Source organism: Streptomyces sp. NPDC020845 (genome assembly GCF_044334165.1).
Lineage (GTDB): Bacteria > Actinomycetota > Actinomycetes > Streptomycetales > Streptomycetaceae > Streptomyces.
In genome coordinates, this window is sequence record NZ_JBIRSJ010000018.1 from 48,514 (window position 1) to 67,643 (window position 19,130).

A 19,130-nucleotide genomic window follows, 5' to 3' on the forward strand; every position below is an offset into this window, starting at 1 on the left:
CCGGCGGCTGGCGGCCTGACGCAGCGCGACTGGTGACCGCGGAGGGTCACGCCGGAAATAGTGCCTGGAGCGCTACGCGACAAGGCACCAAGAAAGCCCCCAAGCGGCCCTCTGCCGCATTTCCAAGGAGCCAAGGCAGGGGGGATTGGTCTGGCCGGTGATAGGGCTGCACGGCGACGGATGGAGGCGTTCCCGCCCCATCAACAAGGGGTATCTCCGGTATCCTGGACAGCGTCCCGGTAGTCGACGGTCCCGAGGCCCGTGAGCCCCGGGACCCTGTTTGGGCTGCCGCGCCCTGTCCCCGCCAGTTGTCCGGCCGCTCCCGCACCGCGTGGTGTGGGAGCGCGGTCTGCCATGCCCGAAAGAGAGCATCTGTGACCACTTACGACACTCGCACCGCCAGCGGTACCCCCGAATCCCAGCAGCCCGGCCATGCCGGGACGGCGTCGTATGACGCCACCGCGATCACTGTTCTGGACGGCCTGGACGCGGTGCGCAAGCGGCCCGGGATGTACATCGGCTCCACGGGAGAGCGGGGGCTGCACCACCTGGTGCAGGAGCTCGTGGACAACTCCGTGGACGAGGCACTCGCGGGGGTGGCCGACCGGATCGACGTGACGATCCTGGCCGACGGCGGGGTACGGGTGGTCGACAACGGCCGCGGCATCCCGGTGGGGACGCACCCGGTGGAGAAGCGGCCGGCCGTCGAGGTGGTGCTGACCGTGCTGCACGCGGGCGGGAAGTTCGGGGGCGGCGGGTACGCGGTCTCCGGCGGTCTGCACGGTGTGGGCCTGTCGGTGGTCAACGCGCTGTCGACCAGGCTGTCGGCGGAGATCTGGACCGACGGCCACCGGTGGACGCAGGACTACAAGGACGGCGCTCCCACCGCCCCGCTGGCCCGCCACGAGGCCACCTCCCGGACGGGCACCTCCCTGACGTTCTGGGCAGACGGCAGCATCTTCGAGACCACCGAATACTCCTTCGAGACGCTGGCCAGGCGTTTCCAGGAGATGGCCTTCCTCAACCGCGGGCTCACTCTGACCCTCACCGACGAACGGCCCTCCGCGCGCGCGACGGCCGCGGCCGACGAAGCCGACTCGGATCCGGCAGCGAAGACGGTCTCCTACCGCTACGACGGCGGCATCACCGACTTCGTCGCCTACCTCAATGCCCGCAAGGGCGAACCGGCCCATCCCTCGGTCATCACCATCGCCGCCGAGGACACGGAACGGCTGCTGTCGGCCGAGGTAGCCCTGCAGTGGAACGGCCAGTACACCGACAGCGTGTACTCCTACGCCAACGCCATCCACACTCATGAGGGCGGCACCCACGAGGAGGGCTTCCGCACGGCACTGACCACCGTGGTCAACCGCTACGCGCGGGAGAAGAAACTGCTGCGGGAAAAGGACGCCAACCTCTCCGGCGAGGACATCCGCGAGGGCCTGACCGCGATCATCTCGGTCAAGCTCGGCGAACCGCAGTTCGAGGGCCAGACCAAGACCAAGCTCGGCAACACCGAGGCGCGCACCTTCGTGCAGAAGATCGTCCACGAGCATCTGACCGACTGGTTCGACCGTAACCCGAACGAGGTCGCGGACATCGTGCGCAAGGCCATGCAGGCGGCCACGGCCCGGGTCGCGGCCCGCAAGGCACGCGACCTGACCCGCCGCAAGGGCCTGCTGGAAACGGCGGCGCTGCCGGGCAAACTGTCCGACTGCCAGTCGAACGACCCGGCGATGTCGGAGATCTTCATCGTGGAAGGAGACTCCGCCGGCGGTTCGGCCAAATCCGGCCGCAACCCGCAGTGCCAGGCGATCCTCCCGATCCGCGGCAAGATCCTCAACGTGGAGAAGGCCCGGATCGACAAAATCCTGCACAACCAGGAGATCCAGGCGATCATCTCCGCGTTCGGCACGGGCGTGCACGAGGACTTCGATATCGCCAAACTCCGCTACCACAAGATCATCCTGATGGCGGACGCCGACGTCGACGGCCAGCACATCAACACCCTGCTGCTGACCTTCCTGTTCCGCTTCATGCGCCCCCTGATCGAGGGGGGCCACGTCTATCTCTCCCGCCCCCCGCTGTACAAGGTCAAGTGGAGCCGGGACCACGTCGAATACGCCTACTCCGACCGCGAACGCAACATGCTCCTGGAACGGGGCCGACAGGACGGCCGCCGGATCAAGGACGACTCCATCCAGCGCTTCAAGGGCCTGGGCGAGATGAACGCCGAGGAACTGCGCGTCACCACCATGGACCCCGACCACCGGGTCCTGGGCCAAGTCACCCTCGATGACGCAGCCGTCGCCGACGACCTCTTCTCCGTCCTGATGGGCGAGGACGTCGAAGCCCGCCGCCACTTCATCCAGCGCAACGCCAAGGACGTCCGCTTCCTCGACATCTGACCCTGGGCACTGGCCTCCCGCACGCTCGGGACGCCCGACCCGAAGCCCCACCACTATCCTCTGTTGCCCAGGAGAGCACTGCGTGAGCACACTCCCCCCCGTCCCGGCTGCCGGCAGCCGCCCGCAGGACGGCTCCGACTACACCGCACGGCACCTGATGGTGCTCGAAGGACTGGAGGCCGTACGCAAACGCCCCGGCATGTACATCGGATCCAGCGACAGCCGCGGCCTGATGCACTGCCTGTGGGAGATCATCGACAATTCCGTCGATGAAGCCCTGGCCGGCGCCTGCGACCACATCGAGGTCATCCTCCACGACGACGGCTCCGTGGAAGTCACCGACAACGGCCGCGGCATCCCCGTGGACACCGAACCCCGCACCGGCCTGTCCGGCGTCGAGATCGCCTACACCAAACTCCACGCCGGCGGAAAATTCGGCGGCGGCTCCTACGCCGCCTCCGGCGGTCTGCACGGCGTCGGCGCCTCCGTCGTCAACGCCCTGTCCGCCCGGCTGGACATCGAGGTCGACCGCCACGGCCGCACCCACGCCATCAGCTTCCGCCGCGGCACACCCGGCACCTACACCGGCCCCGGACCCGACGCCCCCTTCACCCCCGCCCAGGGCCTGCGCAAGACCACCAAAATCCCCAAGTCGCGGACCGGCACGCGCGTGCGCTACTGGGCCGACCGCCAGATCTTCCTCAAGGACGCCAAGCTCTCCCTGGAGAACCTGCACCAGCGGGCTCGGCAGACGGCGTTCCTCGTGCCGGGACTGACCATCGTCGTCCGGGACGAGTGCGGACTCGACGAGGGCGGCAGCAAGGGCGAGGAGTCCTTCCGCTTCGACGGCGGCATCAGCGAGTTCTGCGAGTTCCTGGCGAGCGACAAGCCGGTCTGCGACATCCTCCGCTTCACCGGACAGGGCACCTTCAAGGAGACGGTCCCGGTCCTCGACGACCACGGCCAGATGACGCCCACGGAGGTCACCCGCGAGCTCGGCGTGGACGTCGCGCTGCGCTGGGGCACCGGGTACGACACCACCGTCAGGTCGTTCGTCAACATCATCGCCACCCCCAAGGGCGGCACCCACGTCGCCGGATTCGAACAGGCCGTCGCCAAGACGATGAACGATGTGCTGCGCGCCAAGAAGCTGCTCCGCGTCGCCGAGGACGACATCGTCAAGGACGACGCCCTGGAGGGCCTCACCACGGTCGTCACGGTCCGTCTCGCCGAGCCCCAGTTCGAGGGCCAGACCAAGGAGGTCCTCGGCACCTCGGCGGCCCGCCGCATTGTCAACACCGTGATCAGCAAGGAACTCAAGGCGTTCCTGACCTCCACCAAGCGTGACGCCGCCCAGCAGGCCCGGGTGGTCCTGGAGAAGGCCGTCGCCGCCGCCCGCACGCGTATCGCGGCCCGCCAGCACAAGGACGCGCAGCGCCGCAAGACGGCCCTGGAGTCCTCCTCCTCCCTGCCCGCCAAGCTCGCCGACTGCCGCAGCGACGACGTCGACCGCAGCGAGCTGTTCATCGTCGAGGGCGACTCCGCACTCGGCACCGCGAAGCTCGCCCGGAACTCCGAGTTCCAGGCGCTGCTGCCGATCCGCGGCAAGATCCTCAACGTCCAGAAGTCCTCCGTGACCGACATGCTGAAGAACGCCGAGTGCGGCGCGATCATCCAGGTCATAGGAGCCGGCTCCGGGCGGACCTTCGACATCGACACGGCCCGCTACGGCAAGATCATCATGATGACCGACGCCGACGTCGACGGCTCCCACATCCGCACGCTGCTGCTGACCCTCTTCCACCGCTACATGCGGCCCATGGTCGAGGCCGGCCGCGTCTTCGCCGCCGTGCCGCCGCTGCACCGCGTCGAGCTCATCCAGCCGAAGAAGGGGCAGGACAAGTACGTCTACACGTACTCGGACCGCGAGCTGCGCGACAAGCTCCTGGAGTTTCAGAGCAAGAACATCCGGTACAAGGACTCGATCCAGCGCTACAAGGGCCTGGGTGAGATGGACGCCGATCAGCTGGCCGAGACCACAATGGACCCGCGCCACCGCACCCTGCGCCGGATCAACCTCTCCGACCTGGAGGCCGCGGAAAACGTGTTCGACCTGCTGATGGGCAACGACGTAGCTCCCCGCAGGGAGTTCATCACCAGCTCCGCTGCCACGCTCGACCGGTCCAGGATCGATATCTGAGAATCGCGCGCCCCGCCCCCACCGCCTCCGCAGCGATCAGGCGCAAGGGTGGTCCTGTCGGCGCCGCCGCCAGGCTGCGGCGCCGGCATTGCCACGACGAGCCCCACATCGTCGGCCAGTGCCAGCCACATGACGTTCCGTCAGCTCCCTGCGGTCAGAAACTATCTTTTGGCCGGCAGGAACAGCGATCTGCAACAGCCGTACTAATCGTCGATCGCGACGACGATCTTGCCGTTCGCCGTTCCGGCGGCGATGGTGGCGAGTCCGTCGGCTGCCTGGTCGAGCGGCAGGACGGCGGTGACCTCGACGGACAGAGTGCCGGCAGCCGCCTGCTCGGCGAGCGGCGCGATGGTCTCGGTGACAGGCTGGGCGAAGACACCAGTGCCGGTGAGGCCGGGGCGGCGGCAAGGGCGTCGGCGTCGGGTGCCGTCGTGGTGGTGGCGACCTTGCCGTCCTTGCGGACCGCGGCCAGGGGCACGTCGTCCGTGGTGTTTCCGGCGAGGTTGACCAGGGCGTCGACGCCGTGAGGGTGGGCCGCCCGGACCTGTTCGGTGACAGAGCCGGTCGTGAAGTCGACGACGGTGGTAGCGCCCAACTTGGTGAGCCGGTCGGTGTCGGCTGGGGTACCGGTTGCCACGACGGTCGCGCCGCGGGCCGCCAGTAGCTGGATCGCGTAGGAGCCGACGCCGCCGGTGGCGCCGTTGACCAGCGCCGCCTGCCCGGGCCGGGGGGCGACGGCGTCGACCGCGGCCACGGCGGCCGCACCGGCCAGGGGGATCGCGGCGGCGGTGACGAAGTCGAGGTTCGCGGGCTTGGCGCAGACGGAGGCGGCGGGCAGCACCGCGTACTCCGCGAGGGTGCCGGCCTGGACGGGCGGGGTGAACAGAACGTGCCCGAACACCGCGTCGCCGGGCGCGACATGGTCGACACCGGTGCCCACCTGCTGGACGATGCCGGCGGCGTCGCGGCCGAGCACGAGCGGGTACTCGTGCGGCGCCATCTCGGCCATCATGCCGGCGGCAATGGTGTTGTCGACGGCGTTGAGACCGGCGGCTACGACCTTGATCAGCACGTGACCGTCGGGCACCGCCGGGGTGGGCAGTTCGGCGAGGACGGGCTGCCGGCCGGCGGCCGGGACGTGGAGTGCGCGCATGACTTCTCCCATGTGGGGTCGTGCCCCTTCGGCGGGGCGGATGAGGTGCCGACCGTTGGTGGTCGGCGTCGGGAAGGTGTCCTGGTCGAGCGTGTGGCGCGGAGCACCGGCGGTGCAGGCCACGCGTTGTTCACACGGACTTGGCGAACTTGCCCTTCCAGGCGATGCCGAGTGTTCCGGCCTGGCGTACGTCGGCCTCGAGGGCACCACTGTCGAGCGCCCGGCGTGCGGAGGTGCGGTCGAGGCCGCGCTCCTTCGTCAGCAATTCGTTGAGGCCGATGGGGTGGTCGGCCAGTAGGTGCGGCATCGGCTGATAGCTGCGGTAGCGGATCTGGACGTCGGAGCCGTGAGGGAACGTGTCCACGGCTTGCACGAGCGGGGTGTTGCCGATGTAGTAATCACGCGTGGCTGTGACTGCCCCCTCCGTTGGGAGCGGCGGCGTTTCCCGTGTCTCCCATGTTTCGGACGGACTCGGTCGCGGCCTCCGTGCGCACGACTGGTGCGACCTCGGTGCCCAGGAGTTCAATGGTGCGCATCACGTCGCGGTGGCCCACGGGGCCGACCGCGAGCTGGAGCATGGCGCGCTGATGGCCAAGCACCTCGTGCTGGTGGAGCAGTTTCTCCACGACCTGGCCGGGTGAACCCACCGCGTGCATGCTGCCGGGGCCGTTCTTCGCGGCTATATCGGCCGCGGTAACCGGGGGCATACCTCGCTCGGCGCCGATCATGTTGAACAGCGCGCGTCGGCGGGGAAGTAGAGGTCGGCCGCTTTCTGGGAGGTGTCGGCGACGAAGCCGTGCATGGTGACGGCCACCGGCTGGGGCGGCTGAGCGTGGTGTGCGAGGGCCTCGCGGAAGAGCTCGGCCATCGGCGCGAGTGAGCCGGATCCGTGACGTCCGGGCCGCGGCGGCGGCAAGCAGCACCACCGGCGCGGGCGCGCCGAATCCGGCTCGGTGGTGCTCGCCGAGGCCGAACACATCCAGCCCGACCTCGTCGGCGAGCGCGATCTCTTCCAACAGCTCCGGGATCCGCTGGGCCGGTCCCACCCCTTCACCGATCGCCACGTCGGCGAATGTGAACGCCCTCGGTGATGGACTGTGGACTGGCAGCGTACGACAGCCGCTCGACAGCAGGCCGTACCGGTCGGCCCCGCGACCAGGTCGTCGATACGGCGAGCTCGGGCGTCGAGGCTGACGGACTCCCCAGGGGCGAACGCTAACGTTGCGCGCCGAACGGGGTGTCGTCGCCCGGCGCCTGGTGGGGTAGCCGTTCCAGCGTGGCGGCGATGCCGGCCCGCTCCACGACATCGATCAGCGCCTGCCCGATCACGGAGACCGGCTCACGGGCCGGGAGCACCAGGCCGATGCGCTCCGTACGGACCGGGCCGACCAGCGGAACGGCGCGCATACCCGCGGGCACACCGAAGACATGCAGCCAGGCGTGCGGCACGATGCTCGCCCATTGACCGGCTCTGACCTGTGCGAACAGGGAGGCGATCGAGTCGGTCTCGACCCGCGGTGTCACGGATACGCCCACGGTCTCGAACACCGCGTCGAGCACCTGACGGCCCTGCATCATGGGGTGCAGCAGACACAGGGGGTACTGGGCGGCCTCCTCCCAGGAGATCTCGGCGGCCCCGGAGTCGGGCGCGGACCGCTGGGTCAGCAGCACATAGCGTTCCCGGTACAGCGGTACGAACTTGAAGTCGTGCGCGGCGACGGAGCTGTGGTAGGTGACGGCGGCATCGAGTTCGTACGTCCGCAGCCGGTTCACGATGTCTTCGGCCTGCAGGTCGGCGAAGACCTGGACGGTCGCCAGTGGGTTGGCGGCGCAGAACGGCTGGGTCAGCAGCGCGACCGCCGTGGACGCGGTCGGGACGGTGCCGATACGCAGCCGGCCGCTGAGCCCCGCCCGCAGTGCCTGGATCTCGCCCCGCATCGCGTCACGGTCGGCGAGGATGCGCTGTGCCCACAGGACGACCCGCTCACCTTCCGGTGTGAAGCCCTCGAAACGACGACCCCGCTGGACCAGGGGGATGCCGAGTTCCTCCTCCAGTTTCCGGATGCCCTCGGACAGGGCCGGCTGGGAGACAAAGCATGCCTGGGCCGCCTTCGCGAAGTGGCGGGCGCGGGCGAGGGCGACGAGGTATTCGAGTTGGCGCAGCAGCACGCCTCAATGATCCCCCGCGCCCGGCCGCGCTCGGCGCCGGCCACCCGGCAGTGATCGGCGCTACCTGTCAGCCGATCGGAACTACCGCTTTGACCTGCCCCGAAGCACTGGCGAAGAGTGGGGTGCGAAAAGTGGGCGGGGCGTATCGCACCCACGCGGGTCCGAGGGCGCACGGGCTGCCCCGCTCCTGGAGGCACCGGACGTCGCCGAGCGAGCTCGCCGCCCAGGACGGAGAGGGAGTGGTGTGCGATGCGGGATTTCGATGAACCGGACGAGGACGAGCTGTCGGTGACGGCTCCCAAGACATGGGCGACCGGCGCTCCCGCGGTCGTACACGCGCTGCAGTACGCGCTCGGACAGACGTCGCCCAAGCGCACCGCGCTCACCCTGCTCAACATCAACCAGGCGAAGGGCTTCGACTGCCCGGGCTGTGCCTGGCCGGAGCCCGCACCGGGCAAGCGGCACCGCAACGAGTACTGCGAGAATGGCGCCAAGCACATCAGTGACGAGGCCACCTCCCGGCGGGTGACCGCCGAGTTCTTCCAGCGGCACTCGGTGGACGAGCTGAGCCGGAAGTCGGACTACTGGCTCAATCAGCAGGGCCGGCTGACCGAACCGATGGTGCTGCGCGAGGGCGCGACCCACTACGAGCCGATCGGCTGGGACGAGGCACTGGACCTGCTCGCCGATGAACTGCGTGCCCTGGACAACCCGGACGAGGCGCTGTTCTACACCTCCGGGCGACTGGCGAACGAACCGGCCTTCCTGCTTCAGCTCTTCGCGCGGGCCTTCGGCACCAACAACCTGCCGGACTGCTCCAACATGTGCCATGAGTCCAGTGGCTCCGCGCTGAACGAGACCCTGGGCATCGGCAAGGGCAGCGTCAGCCTCGACGACCTCTACAACGCGGACCTAATCTTCGTCGTAGGACAGAACCCGGGCACCAACCACCCTCGCATGCTGTCCGCGCTGGAGGAGACGAAGCGCCGCGGCGGCCACGTCGTCGCCGTCAATCCGCTGCCCGAGGCGGGGCTGCTCCGCTTCAAGCACCCGCAGAAGGCACGCGGGATCATCGGCCGCGGCACGGACATCGCCGACCAGTTCCTGCAGATACGGCCCGGGGGCGACCTGGCCCTGTTCCAGGCGCTGAACCTGCTGTTGCTGAAGGCCGAGGACAAGGAGCCGGGCACCGTCCTGGACCGCGAGTTCATCGAGTCGCACACCACGGGCTACGACGCCTTCGCCGAGCACATACGCGAGACGTCCTGGGACGCCGTCCTGGAGGCCACCGGCCTGAGCAGGGACGAGATCGAGCAGGTACTCGAGCGGGTGCTGAACAGCCGCAGTGTCATCGTCTGCTGGGCGATGGGCCTGACCCAGCACAAGCACGGCGTGCCCACCATCCGCGAGATCGTCAACTTCCTTCTGCTGCGCGGCAACATCGGCCGGCCGGGCGCGGGAGTGTGCCCGGTCCGCGGACACAGCAATGTGCAGGGCGACCGCACCATGGGCATCTGGGAGCGCATGCCCCAGCCGTTCCTCGACCGGCTGGGACAGGAGTTCCGTTTCACCGCGCCGGCGAAGCACGGGCTGGACTCCGTCGACTCCATCCGGGCCATGCTCGACGGGCGGGCCAAGCTCTTCGTCGGAGTCGCGGGCAACTTCGTCAGGGCGACGCCCGACAGCGAAGTCACCGAGCGCGCCCTGCGCAACTGCCGTCTGACCGCCCACATTTCGACGAAACTCAACCGCTCCCACGCGGTGTGCGGGCGCACCGCCCTGATCCTGCCCACGCTCGGGCGCAGTGATCGCGACATCCGGGCGGGCGGCGAGCAGTTCATGACGGTCGAGGACTCGATGAGCGAGGTGCACGCGACGCGTGGCCGTCTCGCCCCGGCGTCCGCACACCTGCTCAGCGAGGTGTCCATCATCAGCCGCCTCGCCCGCAAGGTCCTTGGGTCCGAACCGGACATCCCCTGGGCGGACTTCGAGGCCGACTACGACCTCGTCCGCGACCGCATCGCCCGGGTCGTCGACGGCTTCGAGAACTTCAACGAGCGGGTACGGCGCCCAGGCGGTTTCCGCCTGCCCAACCCGGTCAACGAGAAGGTGTTCCGCACGCCCGCCGGAAAGGCCGTCTTCACCGTCAACGACTTCACCATGCTCCAGGCGCCCGAGGGTCACCTGGTCCTGCAGACACTGCGCTCGCACGACCAGTGGAACACGATTCCGTACGCGATGGACGACCGCTACCGGGGCATCAAGGGCGGCCGGCGCGTCGTCCTGGTCAACCGCGCCGACCTCGCGGACCTCGGCCTCGACGACGGCAGCCTCGTCGATCTCGTCAGCGTCTGGACCGACGGCTCGGAGCGCCGTGCCGACCGCTTCCGCGTCGTCGCCTACCCGACCCCCCGGGGTTCGGCGGCCGCCTACTATCCGGAGACCAACGTCCTTGTGCCGCTCGACAGCGTCGCGGACATCAGCAACACGCCCACGTCGAAGAGCGTGATCGTCCGCCTGGAACGGGCCGCCGACCGGGCACCTGTGTAGCACGAGGGCGTCGCAGCTGACGTTGCCCGCACTGAACACCGTACGTCCCGTGACAGCCCTGAGCGCCGCCGCACTGCTTGCGGCGGGCATCACCCTGGCCGCCGCACCCACAGCCGCTGCCGCCCGGACTGACATCCGCTGCCCCAGCGCCAGCATGTACGCCGAGGCCAAGTACGGCGGTACCGGCGTCGGCGTCTCCGTCGGCGCGGTCTCGGTGACCAGCCAGGTCAAGGCCGCCCTGGGCGTCCGAAACGGCAACATGATCACGGTCACCCGCAACGCCTGAGCTTGCCCACCCGATCACCTCCTGCCCTGAAAGCCACCAGTCTGGTCAGGCGTGCTCAGGCTGGGCGGGCTGGGCGGGCTGGGCCCATTTCGGCGTCCAGATGCCGTTGTTGGCGCGGCCGGGATAGGCGGAGGTGAGATGGTGGCGCAGGGCGGCCAGGGCGGGGTGGGGGTTGTCGGTGCGCCAGATCAGTGAGTGGGGGTAGACCGGGGTCGGTTCTTGGAGGGGGATGCGTCGCAGGTCGTGGCCCGCGGGCCAGACAAGTGGGGTCTGCTCGCTGACGAAGGTGGCCAGCGTCGTGGAGTTCGCGATGGTGTCGAGCAGATGCTCGACACCGAAGTTCGGGCCGACCGCGTCGATGGTGAGACCGAACGTGGCGGCGAGTTCGTCATAGTAGGCGGCCCACTCGGTGCCGGGCATGTTGCCGGGCATCCAGATCCGGCGCCCGGCGAGCTGGGCGGGAGCGATCGCGCGGGCGCCGGCGAACTCGTGAGCGGGCCCGGTGAACAGGTACAGCGGTTCGTCGAAGACAGGAGTGGCCTCGATACCGTCGGGGAGCTGCCGGCCCGGCATGCTCACGGCGCGGAAGGTCGCGTCGATCGTCCCCGACCGGACGGCGGCGATGGCCGTGTCGAAATCGAAGAGGGTCAGGACATCAAGCTCGGTCTCGGGATGCGCGCGGTGGAAGTCGCGCAGCAGACCCGCCACTGAGACCCGGTAGCGGATCACGTCGACGCGCAACGCCCGGCGCCCTGGCCGTACGGAAGCGGCTGCCCGTTCCTCGGCTTGGAGGAGAGCCCGGGCGTAGGGCAGGAACGCCTGCCCGTCGATGGTGAGCCGGGCTCCGCGGGCCGTACGGCTGAACAGCTGCACACCGAGGTCCTTCTCCAGCACGGCAATGCGCTTGGACACGGCCTGTGGCGTGATCGACAGGTTGGTGGCGGCTTCTTGGAACTGCCCCGCGTCCACGGCGGCGACGAAGGTGCGCACAGCAGTGAGGTCCATGCCGCCCATCCTAGATGGACAACCAATCGTTGAGCCCGATCATCGAAATAGTTGTTTGATTCCAGTACACCACGCTCGCTTTGATGTCTCTGGCCAACCAGTGGTTTAGCAAGCAGCACGGCAAGAGGCATGCAGGCCCGGCGGCCGGATTGCTGCCGGGCCTGCCGATGCCGGTGCGGTCGGCCACCGACAAGGCCACCATCGCGGCTACGGCCGGGATGGGGCTTCCTACTCACCCCGGAGGCGACCCACACGTGCCGGACTCCTTCGTGCACCTGCACAATCACACCGAATACTCGATGCTGGACGGCGCGCAGAAGCTGAAGCCGATGTTCGGCGAGGTGGCCCGGCAGGGGATGCCCGCGATCGCGATGAGCGACCACGGCAACATGTTCGGTGCCTATGAGTTCGCGCAGGTCGCGAAGGGCTACGAGGGGATCAGGCCGATCATCGGCATCGAGGCGTATGTGGCGCCTTCCTCTCGGTTCGTCCGGAAGCAGGAGTTCTGGGGGCCGGGAGGCCGCCGCGCCACAAGCGCGGACGGTGAGGGGTCGAAAGATGTCTCCGGTGGCGGCCGCTTCACTCATATGACCATGTGGGCGCGGAACAGCCAGGGCCTGCGGAACCTGTTCTGGCTCAGCACGCAGGCCAGCTATGAGGGTCAGTTCCCTGCCGGAAAGCCGCGCATGGACCGGGAGTTGATCGCCGCACGGCCGGACGGCCTCATCGCCACCACCGGCTGCCCGTCCGGCGAGATCCAGACCCGCCTGCGGCTGAACCAGTACGCCGAGGCGAAGGCTGCTGCCGCGGCCTACCAGGAGATCTTCGGCCGCGAGAACTACTTCCTGGAGCTGATGGACCATGGCCTGGACATCGAGCGTGAGGTCCGTGAGGGCCTGCTGCGTCTGGCCAAGGAACTGAACATTCCGCTCCTGGCCACCAATGACGCGCACTACGTCACCGAGGACCAGGCCGACGCCCACGACAGTCTGCTGTGCATCGGTGTCGGCAAAAACAAGGACGACCCGGGCCGCTTCCGTTTCAACGGCTCCGGCTACTACCTCAAGACGGCCGCTGAGATGCGCAGCCTGTTCTCCGAGCTTCCGGAAGCCTGCGACAACACCCTGCTGATCGCCGAGCGCATCGAGTCCTACGACGAGGTCTTCGACTACGTCGACGAAATGCCGCGGTTCCCGGGCGTGCCCGAAGGCGAGACCCAGGAGTCGTGGCTGCGCAAGGAGGTCCTCAAGGGGCTGGCGATGCGCTACGGAGACCCGGTCCCCCAGCACATCCTGGATCGCTTCGAGACCGAGATGTCGGTTATTGGCCCCATGGGCTTCAGCTCCTACTTCCTCGTCGTGGCGGACATCTGCCGCCACGCCCGGGAGAACAAGATCCCGCTCGGTCCGGGCCGGGGGTCGTGCACCGGCTCGATCGTTGCCTACGCCACCCGCATCACCGAGCTGTGCCCCCTGGAACACGGCCTGCTGTTCGAACGCTTTCTGAACCCCGAGCGCATCAACCCGCCGGATGTCGACCTCGACTTCGACGACCGTCAGCGCGACCGGATGGTCCGCTACGTCACCGAGAAGTACGGCGAGGAGTACACCGCCATGGTGAACACGTTCGGCAAGATCAAGGCCAAGAACGCGATCAAGGACTCCTCACGCATCCTCGGCTACCCCTACGCCCACGGCGAGCGGATCACCAAGGCGCTCCCGCCGGACCAGAACGGCAAGTCCGCCCCGCTGGCCGCCCTCTTCGACTCCTCCCACGAGCGGTATGGCGAGGCCGGCGAGATCCGGCAGATGTACGGCAACGAACAGGATGTGAAGCGGGTCATCGACACCGCCCGCGGGGTGGAGGGCCTCACCCGCGGCACCGGAGTACACGCCGCGGCGGTGATCCTTTCCAAAACGAAGCTCACCGACCGCATTCCGCTGCATATGCGTGCCTCGGACGGTGTGAAGATCACCGGCTTCGACTACCCGTCCTGCGAAGCCATGGGCCTGATCAAAATGGACTTCCTGGGGCTGCGGAACCTGGGGGTCATCGACCAGGCCATCGAGAACATCCGCGAGAACCGGGGCATCAGCCTGGCCACCGTGGATCCCCTGGACGGCGACCCGTCCACCGTCGTGATCCCTCTGGACGACGCCAGGACATACCGGCTACTGGCCGAGGGCAACACCTTCGGTGTCTTCCAGCTCGACGGCGGCGGCATGCGCGTCCTGCTGAAGCAGATGGAACCCACCCGGTTCGAGGACATCGCCGCGGTCAACGCCCTCTACCGGCCCGGCCCCATGGCGGCCAACGCGCACACCAACTACGCGCACCGCAAAACCGGCCGCCAGGAGATCGCCCCGATCCACCCCGAGTTGCGCGACGCTCTGGAGCCGATCCTCGGCAACACCTTCCATCTGCTGGTCTACCAGGAGCAGATCATGGCCATCGCCCGGGAACTGGCCGGGTACACCCTCGGCGGCGCCGATCTGCTGCGCCGTGCGATGGGCAAGAAGAAACCGGAGGTGCTGGCCGCGGAGTGGGACAAGTTCCACTCCGGCATGCGAGGCAATGGATACAGCGAGGAAGCCATCAAGGCCCTGTGGGACGTCATGCTCCCGTTCTCCGGCTACGCATTCAACAAGTCCCACACCGCCGGCTACGGCCTCGTCTCGTACTGGACCGCCTACCTCAAGGCCAACTACCCGGCCGAGTACATGGCCGCCCTGCTCACCTCGGTCGGCGACGACAAGGACAAGGCCGCGATCTACCTCGCCGACGCCCGCAAGAACGGCGTCCGTGTCCTCCAACCCGATGTGAACGAGTCCGTCGCCGAGTTCACCGCCGTCGGTGACGACGTACGGTTCGGGCTGCGGTCCGTACGCAACGTCGGCGACAACGTCATCGAGGCCGTCATCGACGCGCGCCGCCGGGACGGAAAGTTCACTTCCTTCGCCGACTTCCTCGACAAGGTCGACCTGCCCGCACTGAACAAACGCGCTGTGGAATCCCTGATCAAGGCCGGCACCTTCGACTCCCTGGACCATTCCCGCAAGGGCCTCACCGCCATCCACGAGGACGCCATCGACGCGATCATCCCCGTGAAGAAGGCGGCAAGCTTCGGACAAGACGACCTCTTCGCCGACCTGGGCGGCGAAGGAGGCAACGAACCGGCCTTCGGCCTCGACTTCCCCATCGACGACGCGGAGTGGCCCCGCAGACAACTCCTGGCAACCGAACGCGAAATGCTGGGCCTCTACGTCTCAGCCCACCCGCTGGACGGCGCCGAGCACATCCTTTCCAGGGCACGGGACTGTTCCATCGCCGAACTGCTCGCCTCCGGCCGCACCTCCGGGGACGTACAGCTCTCCGGACTGATCACCGGCATCCAGCTCAAGATGACAAAACAGGGCAACGCCTGGGCCATCGTGAACCTCGCGGACCGCGACGCCGGCATCGAGGTCCTCTTCTTCCCCGCCGCATACCAGCTCGTACAGCACGCACTGACCGAAGACAACGTCATCGCCGTCAAGGGAAAGATCGAAGACAGAGACGGAACAATGAACATCTTCGGTCGCGAACTCTCCGTCCTCGACATCTCCTCCGCCGAAACCGGCGGCAAGCCACCCGTGAAGCTCTCGCTCCCCTCGCATCGCATCACCGAACAGTCCGTCAGAGAACTCAAACGCATCCTCGCGGCCCACCCCGGCGACCACCCCGTACACCTCAGTGTCCGCGGCGCACGCAAGACCACCGTCTACGCCCTCCAAGCCACGGTGGACCCCACGACCATCGCCTCCGATGTCAAAGGCACCTTCGGAGCCGACGCCTGGCAAGGCATCGCATGAGCCCTGGCAGCGCCCCCAGGTCTGCGGCCTGCATGGATGGGCTCAGGGCGAGGGGGTGGGCGTGGGTGTGTGCGTGTGCGGTCCCTGTCTGCTCGTGCGTCGGCGGTAGTAGGCGTACGTCACCGATCCCAGAAGTGGCCCCCAGGCGAGCAGTGGCAGATAACAGACCGTCAAGATGATCTCTTCAGTGGTCGTGTGTCCGGGGGGAAATCCTGCGAAGAGGATGGAGAGAAAGAAGTAGTACACGACCCCCGTGGAGGCGAGTGCGCCCAGCGCGGCCGGGACCACCGCGGCGAGCGGGGGGATGCGGCGTCCGCCGAGCAGGGGTATCCAGCGCGGCACCGCCTCGCCCCATGGCTGGACCAGTCCCAGGGTGAGTAACCCGAGTGCCTCGGAGATGACGAAGAGCAGGATCAGATACAGATCGAGCCCGGCGCCGTGGTTGCGGGCCTCAGCTGTGCCGAAGCCGGGTATGGCCAGCATCACCCCCATGCGCCACAGTCCCGAGGGCAAGATCATGAAGGGCACTGCATGCGCGGCAATCCGCGCCCAGCGGGGCACCGGGGAAACAGGGACGCGGCCGACGTCCCAAGGGGTGCGCAGGTGCCCGTTCGCCGGGGGAGCTTCGGGGCGGAGGTTGGACATCACTACTCCTTCGATTCGTCAGGCATCGTTCGCGTGACGCATCTCGAAGATCGCAGCCCGTCCCATCCGCCTGCGTCCCCCGCGCGGTGGGGGCTGGTCCGCCATGCGGGGGAAGCTTTCGGCGCCTCAAGGATGACGACTCGCCAGCCGATTGGTGTTCCGGGCGGATACGTCTTCGGACACCCGGCCTCGGAACAGCCACTCAGGGGCGGGCGCGGTCAGCCGATGGGGTTGACGAAGGTGGCCGCGTTCGGGTCCGGGGCCGCATCCTCGCCCGTGGCGAACGACGCCTTCACCCGCCTACGGCGCGGCGGGCCGCACCTGCTCGGCGCTCTCCGGCGGGTCCACCATGCGCATGACCCCACCGGGCTCATGCGAGGTGTGTTCCTCAACGATGTAGAAACGCACCTCGTGGCCATCGGGGCCGGATGGCTCAGCACGATCTCAATCAACACCCCCTGCTCGACGAACTCGGCTGCCCGCCGGTAGCCGAGCGTGCGCCCGTACCACGCCTCGGAGCGGGCGAGATCGCGTACTGGCAGCTTCGGAGCCGTGGTGTCGGCGGCCGGCTGTGGGTTAGGAAAGGGGATCACTCGTGCACGGCGTAGTGATCGTGGGCGCTGGCCCGGTTGGTCTGTTCCTTGCTTGCGAGCTTGGCCTCGCGGGCTGTTCTGTCCTGGTGCTTGAGCGGGAGCCGGAGCCCGACTCCCCGTTCAAGGCGAAGCCGCTCGGGACGCGGGGCCTGTCCGCCGCGTCGGTCGAGGCGTTCCACCGCCGCGGGATGCTGCACCGGCTGCTGACGGCATCGGGCGTCCACGCCGATCCCGACGCGGACCCGGACGCGCACGAGCCCCCCCTCGCGGCGTGGGCCATTTCGCCGGCATGATGCTCGATCCGGCCCGGGTCGACGTCGCCGCCCTGCCATACCGGCTTCCCAGCCCGGCGATGGAGGGCATGCTGACCTACCTCGAAGCGGTCGAGACGCTGCTGTCCGAGCAGGCATCCCAGCTCGGCGTGGAAATCAGGCACGGCGTCACGGTCTCAGCCATCGCGCAGAACGATGAGAGCGCGGTCGCGCAGGCCGGCGAGCACGAGTACGCGGGGCGCTGGGTCGTCGGCTGCGATGGCGGACGCAGTGCGGTGCGTGGGCTCGCGGACTTCGAATTCGTCGGCACCGAGCCGCAGTTCACCGGCTACACCATGCACACCACCCTCACCGATTCCGAGAAGCTGCGCTCTGGGATCAACCTGACGCCGACGGGCATGTACCTCCGCGCGCCGTGTATCCGGCACCGACGTGACGCTGAGCGACGTACATCTCGCCTCGAGCTTCACCGATCGGGCGATGCAGACGACGACCTACCGGCGGGGGCGCGTCCTGCTCGCGGGCGACGCCGCTCATATCCACTCGCCCCTTGGCGGGCAGGGGCTCAATACCGGCATCGGCGACGCCATGAACCTGGGCTGGAAGCTCGCGGCGACCGTCCACGGGTATGCGCCGGACGGGCTACTCGACACCTACACCCGCGAGCGCCATCCGATCGGCGCAGGGGTGCTCGACTGGTCGCGCGCCCAGGCGGCGGCCATGCGGCCGGACCCGCATGGCCAGGCGGTCCAAGGAGTGCTTCGCGACCTGATCGGGACCCGTGACGGAACGACCTACATGTTCGAGAGGATGTCGGGATCGTCAATCCGTTACGACTTGGCAGCGAGCATCCGCTGGTCGGCCGCAACGCCCCGGACCTTCGCCTCGAAGACGGCACTCGCCTCGGCGACCTGATGCGGGACGGGCGGGGCGTCGCGCTCGTTTTCAGCACCGACCGATGCCTGCGAGGTTCAGCGATGGGCTGGGAGAGCCGGACGCGGTACGCGGCCGGTCCGGCGAGAAACGACCTCGGATTGGGTGCCGTGCTCGTCCGACCCGACGGCGTAGTCGCCTGGGCAGGTGATCGCATCCCTGATCGTGAAGCGTTTGAACGGGCCGCCGGCCATTGGTTCGGGGACCCGGAAATCCAAAGCAGCTACCCCGTTCTCCTCTGCGGCCACTCCGTTCCCTCTTCGTTCCTGCGGGCGCTGAAAGGGCGCGAAGGCAGTCATTCCGATGCGATTTCAATCTCCGGAATATCAATGTTCTCATCCATTCTCCTCTCCTCACCCGAGTTCGAGGAGCACACATGACGATCACTGTCCGGCCGGGAAGCACCGTGATGTTCACCGGCGATTCGATCACCGACTGCCAGCGGCTGGAGAGCGGAGACGGCCTCGGGTTCGGCTACCCGCTGCGCGTCGCGGGCGAGTGGGGACTCCAGCACCCGGACCGGCCCGTGACCTGGCTGAACACCGCGCACGCCGGCGACAAGGTGATGGACCTCGAAGCCCGCTGGCAGACAGACGTACTCGACGCGCGCCCGGACGTGGTGTCGATCCTCGTCGGGGTCAACGACATGGGCCGGCACACGCTGGACCCCCAGGGGTACGTGATCCCCGCCGAGGAGTTCGAAGCGGGTTATGACCGTCTGCTCGCACCCCTCGCCGAGGCGGGCACGGAGCTGATCCTCATCGAGCCATTCCTCCTGCCGATCCACCACGTCATCGAAGCCGGTGCCGGTGCCGCGCTCATCGGAGAGAAAGAGCGAAAGGAACGGCGCACCGACCTGGACCCGAAGATCCAGGTCGTGCGCGAGCTCGCCCGCAAGTACGGCGCGCATCTGCTTGGGGCCGACCGCATGTTCGCCGAGCTCGCCGCGACGACCGCGCCGGAGTACTGGTCCGCGGACGGCGTACACCCGACGCCGGCCGGCCACGCCGCACTCGCGGCGGCCTGGCTGCGCCTGGTCGCGTGACCGGGCCTCGCGATCAGCGG

The 19,130-nt window shown here is 68.2% G+C and carries 13 protein-coding genes and 2 pseudogenes; 7 read left to right on the top strand and 8 right to left on the bottom strand.

Annotated elements, in window-relative coordinates:
• Positions 1 to 374 precede the first annotated feature (374 nt).
• Positions 375 to 2,408: a DNA topoisomerase (ATP-hydrolyzing) subunit B gene (gyrB, locus tag ACH4U7_RS40155; protein ID WP_398532721.1), complete on the top strand. Its 2,034-nt coding sequence runs from the start codon at positions 375 to 377 to the stop codon at positions 2,406 to 2,408.
• An 82-nt stretch (positions 2,409 to 2,490) separates the two neighbouring features.
• Entirely contained in the window at positions 2,491 to 4,608 is a 2,118-nt protein-coding gene (locus ACH4U7_RS40160; RefSeq protein WP_398532722.1) for a type IIA DNA topoisomerase subunit B, read from the top strand.
• A 154-nt stretch (positions 4,609 to 4,762) separates the two neighbouring features.
• On the opposite strand, the gene ACH4U7_RS40165 is transcribed toward ACH4U7_RS40160, so the two are convergent.
• The 6 genes and pseudogenes from ACH4U7_RS40165 to ACH4U7_RS40190 form a co-directional block, all read right to left on the bottom strand.
• Complete coding sequence (locus ACH4U7_RS40165; protein WP_398532723.1) at positions 4,763 to 5,761, bottom strand: NADP-dependent oxidoreductase; 999 nt, start codon at positions 5,759 to 5,761, stop codon at positions 4,763 to 4,765.
• Between the two features lie 130 nt (positions 5,762 to 5,891).
• The gene (locus ACH4U7_RS40170) at positions 5,892 to 6,125 is read right to left on the bottom strand and encodes a hypothetical protein (protein WP_398532724.1); all 234 of its coding nucleotides are present in this window, start codon (positions 6,123 to 6,125) and stop codon (positions 5,892 to 5,894) included.
• Positions 6,126 to 6,159: 34 nt separating this feature from the next.
• Entirely contained in the window at positions 6,160 to 6,489 is a 330-nt protein-coding gene (locus ACH4U7_RS40175; protein WP_398532878.1) for a hypothetical protein, read from the bottom strand.
• A complete protein-coding gene (locus ACH4U7_RS40180) occupies positions 6,486 to 6,629 on the bottom strand; it encodes a hypothetical protein (RefSeq protein WP_398532879.1) in 144 nt (47 codons plus the stop codon). Before ACH4U7_RS40180 ends, ACH4U7_RS40175 begins: the two co-directional genes overlap by 4 nt.
• 19 nt (positions 6,630 to 6,648) lie before the next feature.
• Positions 6,649 to 7,068: pseudogene (locus ACH4U7_RS40185) on the bottom strand (LLM class flavin-dependent oxidoreductase); the annotation flags it as partial.
• Positions 6,977 to 7,930: a LysR family transcriptional regulator gene (locus tag ACH4U7_RS40190; RefSeq protein WP_398532725.1), complete on the bottom strand. Its 954-nt coding sequence runs from the start codon at positions 7,928 to 7,930 to the stop codon at positions 6,977 to 6,979. The gene ACH4U7_RS40190 and the pseudogene ACH4U7_RS40185, both read right to left, overlap by 92 nt.
• Positions 7,931 to 8,179: 249 nt before the next feature.
• On the opposite strand from ACH4U7_RS40190, the gene ACH4U7_RS40195 reads away from it, so the two are divergent.
• Positions 8,180 to 10,480, top strand: coding sequence for an FdhF/YdeP family oxidoreductase (locus ACH4U7_RS40195; RefSeq protein ID WP_398532726.1), 2,301 nt, complete (start codon positions 8,180 to 8,182; stop codon positions 10,478 to 10,480).
• A gap of 49 nt (positions 10,481 to 10,529) precedes the next feature.
• Complete coding sequence (locus ACH4U7_RS40200) at positions 10,530 to 10,766, top strand: hypothetical protein (protein WP_398532727.1); 237 nt, start codon at positions 10,530 to 10,532, stop codon at positions 10,764 to 10,766.
• Positions 10,767 to 10,811: 45 nt separating this feature from the next.
• Here ACH4U7_RS40200 and ACH4U7_RS40205 read toward each other — a convergent pair whose 3' ends face one another.
• Positions 10,812 to 11,771: a LysR family transcriptional regulator gene (locus ACH4U7_RS40205; protein WP_398532728.1), complete on the bottom strand. Its 960-nt coding sequence runs from the start codon at positions 11,769 to 11,771 to the stop codon at positions 10,812 to 10,814.
• 254 nt (positions 11,772 to 12,025) lie between these two features.
• Between ACH4U7_RS40205 and dnaE the strand changes: the two genes are divergently transcribed.
• The gene (gene dnaE, locus ACH4U7_RS40210) at positions 12,026 to 15,622 is read left to right on the top strand and encodes a DNA polymerase III subunit alpha (protein WP_398532872.1); all 3,597 of its coding nucleotides are present in this window, start codon (positions 12,026 to 12,028) and stop codon (positions 15,620 to 15,622) included.
• 42 nt (positions 15,623 to 15,664) lie between these two features.
• Here dnaE and ACH4U7_RS40215 read toward each other — a convergent pair whose 3' ends face one another.
• Positions 15,665 to 16,141, bottom strand: coding sequence for a hypothetical protein (locus ACH4U7_RS40215; protein ID WP_398532729.1), 477 nt, complete (start codon positions 16,139 to 16,141; stop codon positions 15,665 to 15,667).
• Between the two features lie 721 nt (positions 16,142 to 16,862).
• Here ACH4U7_RS40215 and ACH4U7_RS40220 point away from each other — a divergent pair.
• A pseudogene (locus ACH4U7_RS40220) lies at positions 16,863 to 18,274 on the top strand (FAD-dependent monooxygenase); the annotation flags it as partial.
• Between the two features lie 167 nt (positions 18,275 to 18,441).
• Complete coding sequence (locus ACH4U7_RS40225; RefSeq protein ID WP_398532730.1) at positions 18,442 to 19,110, top strand: GDSL-type esterase/lipase family protein; 669 nt, start codon at positions 18,442 to 18,444, stop codon at positions 19,108 to 19,110.
• Positions 19,111 to 19,130 lie beyond the last annotated feature (20 nt).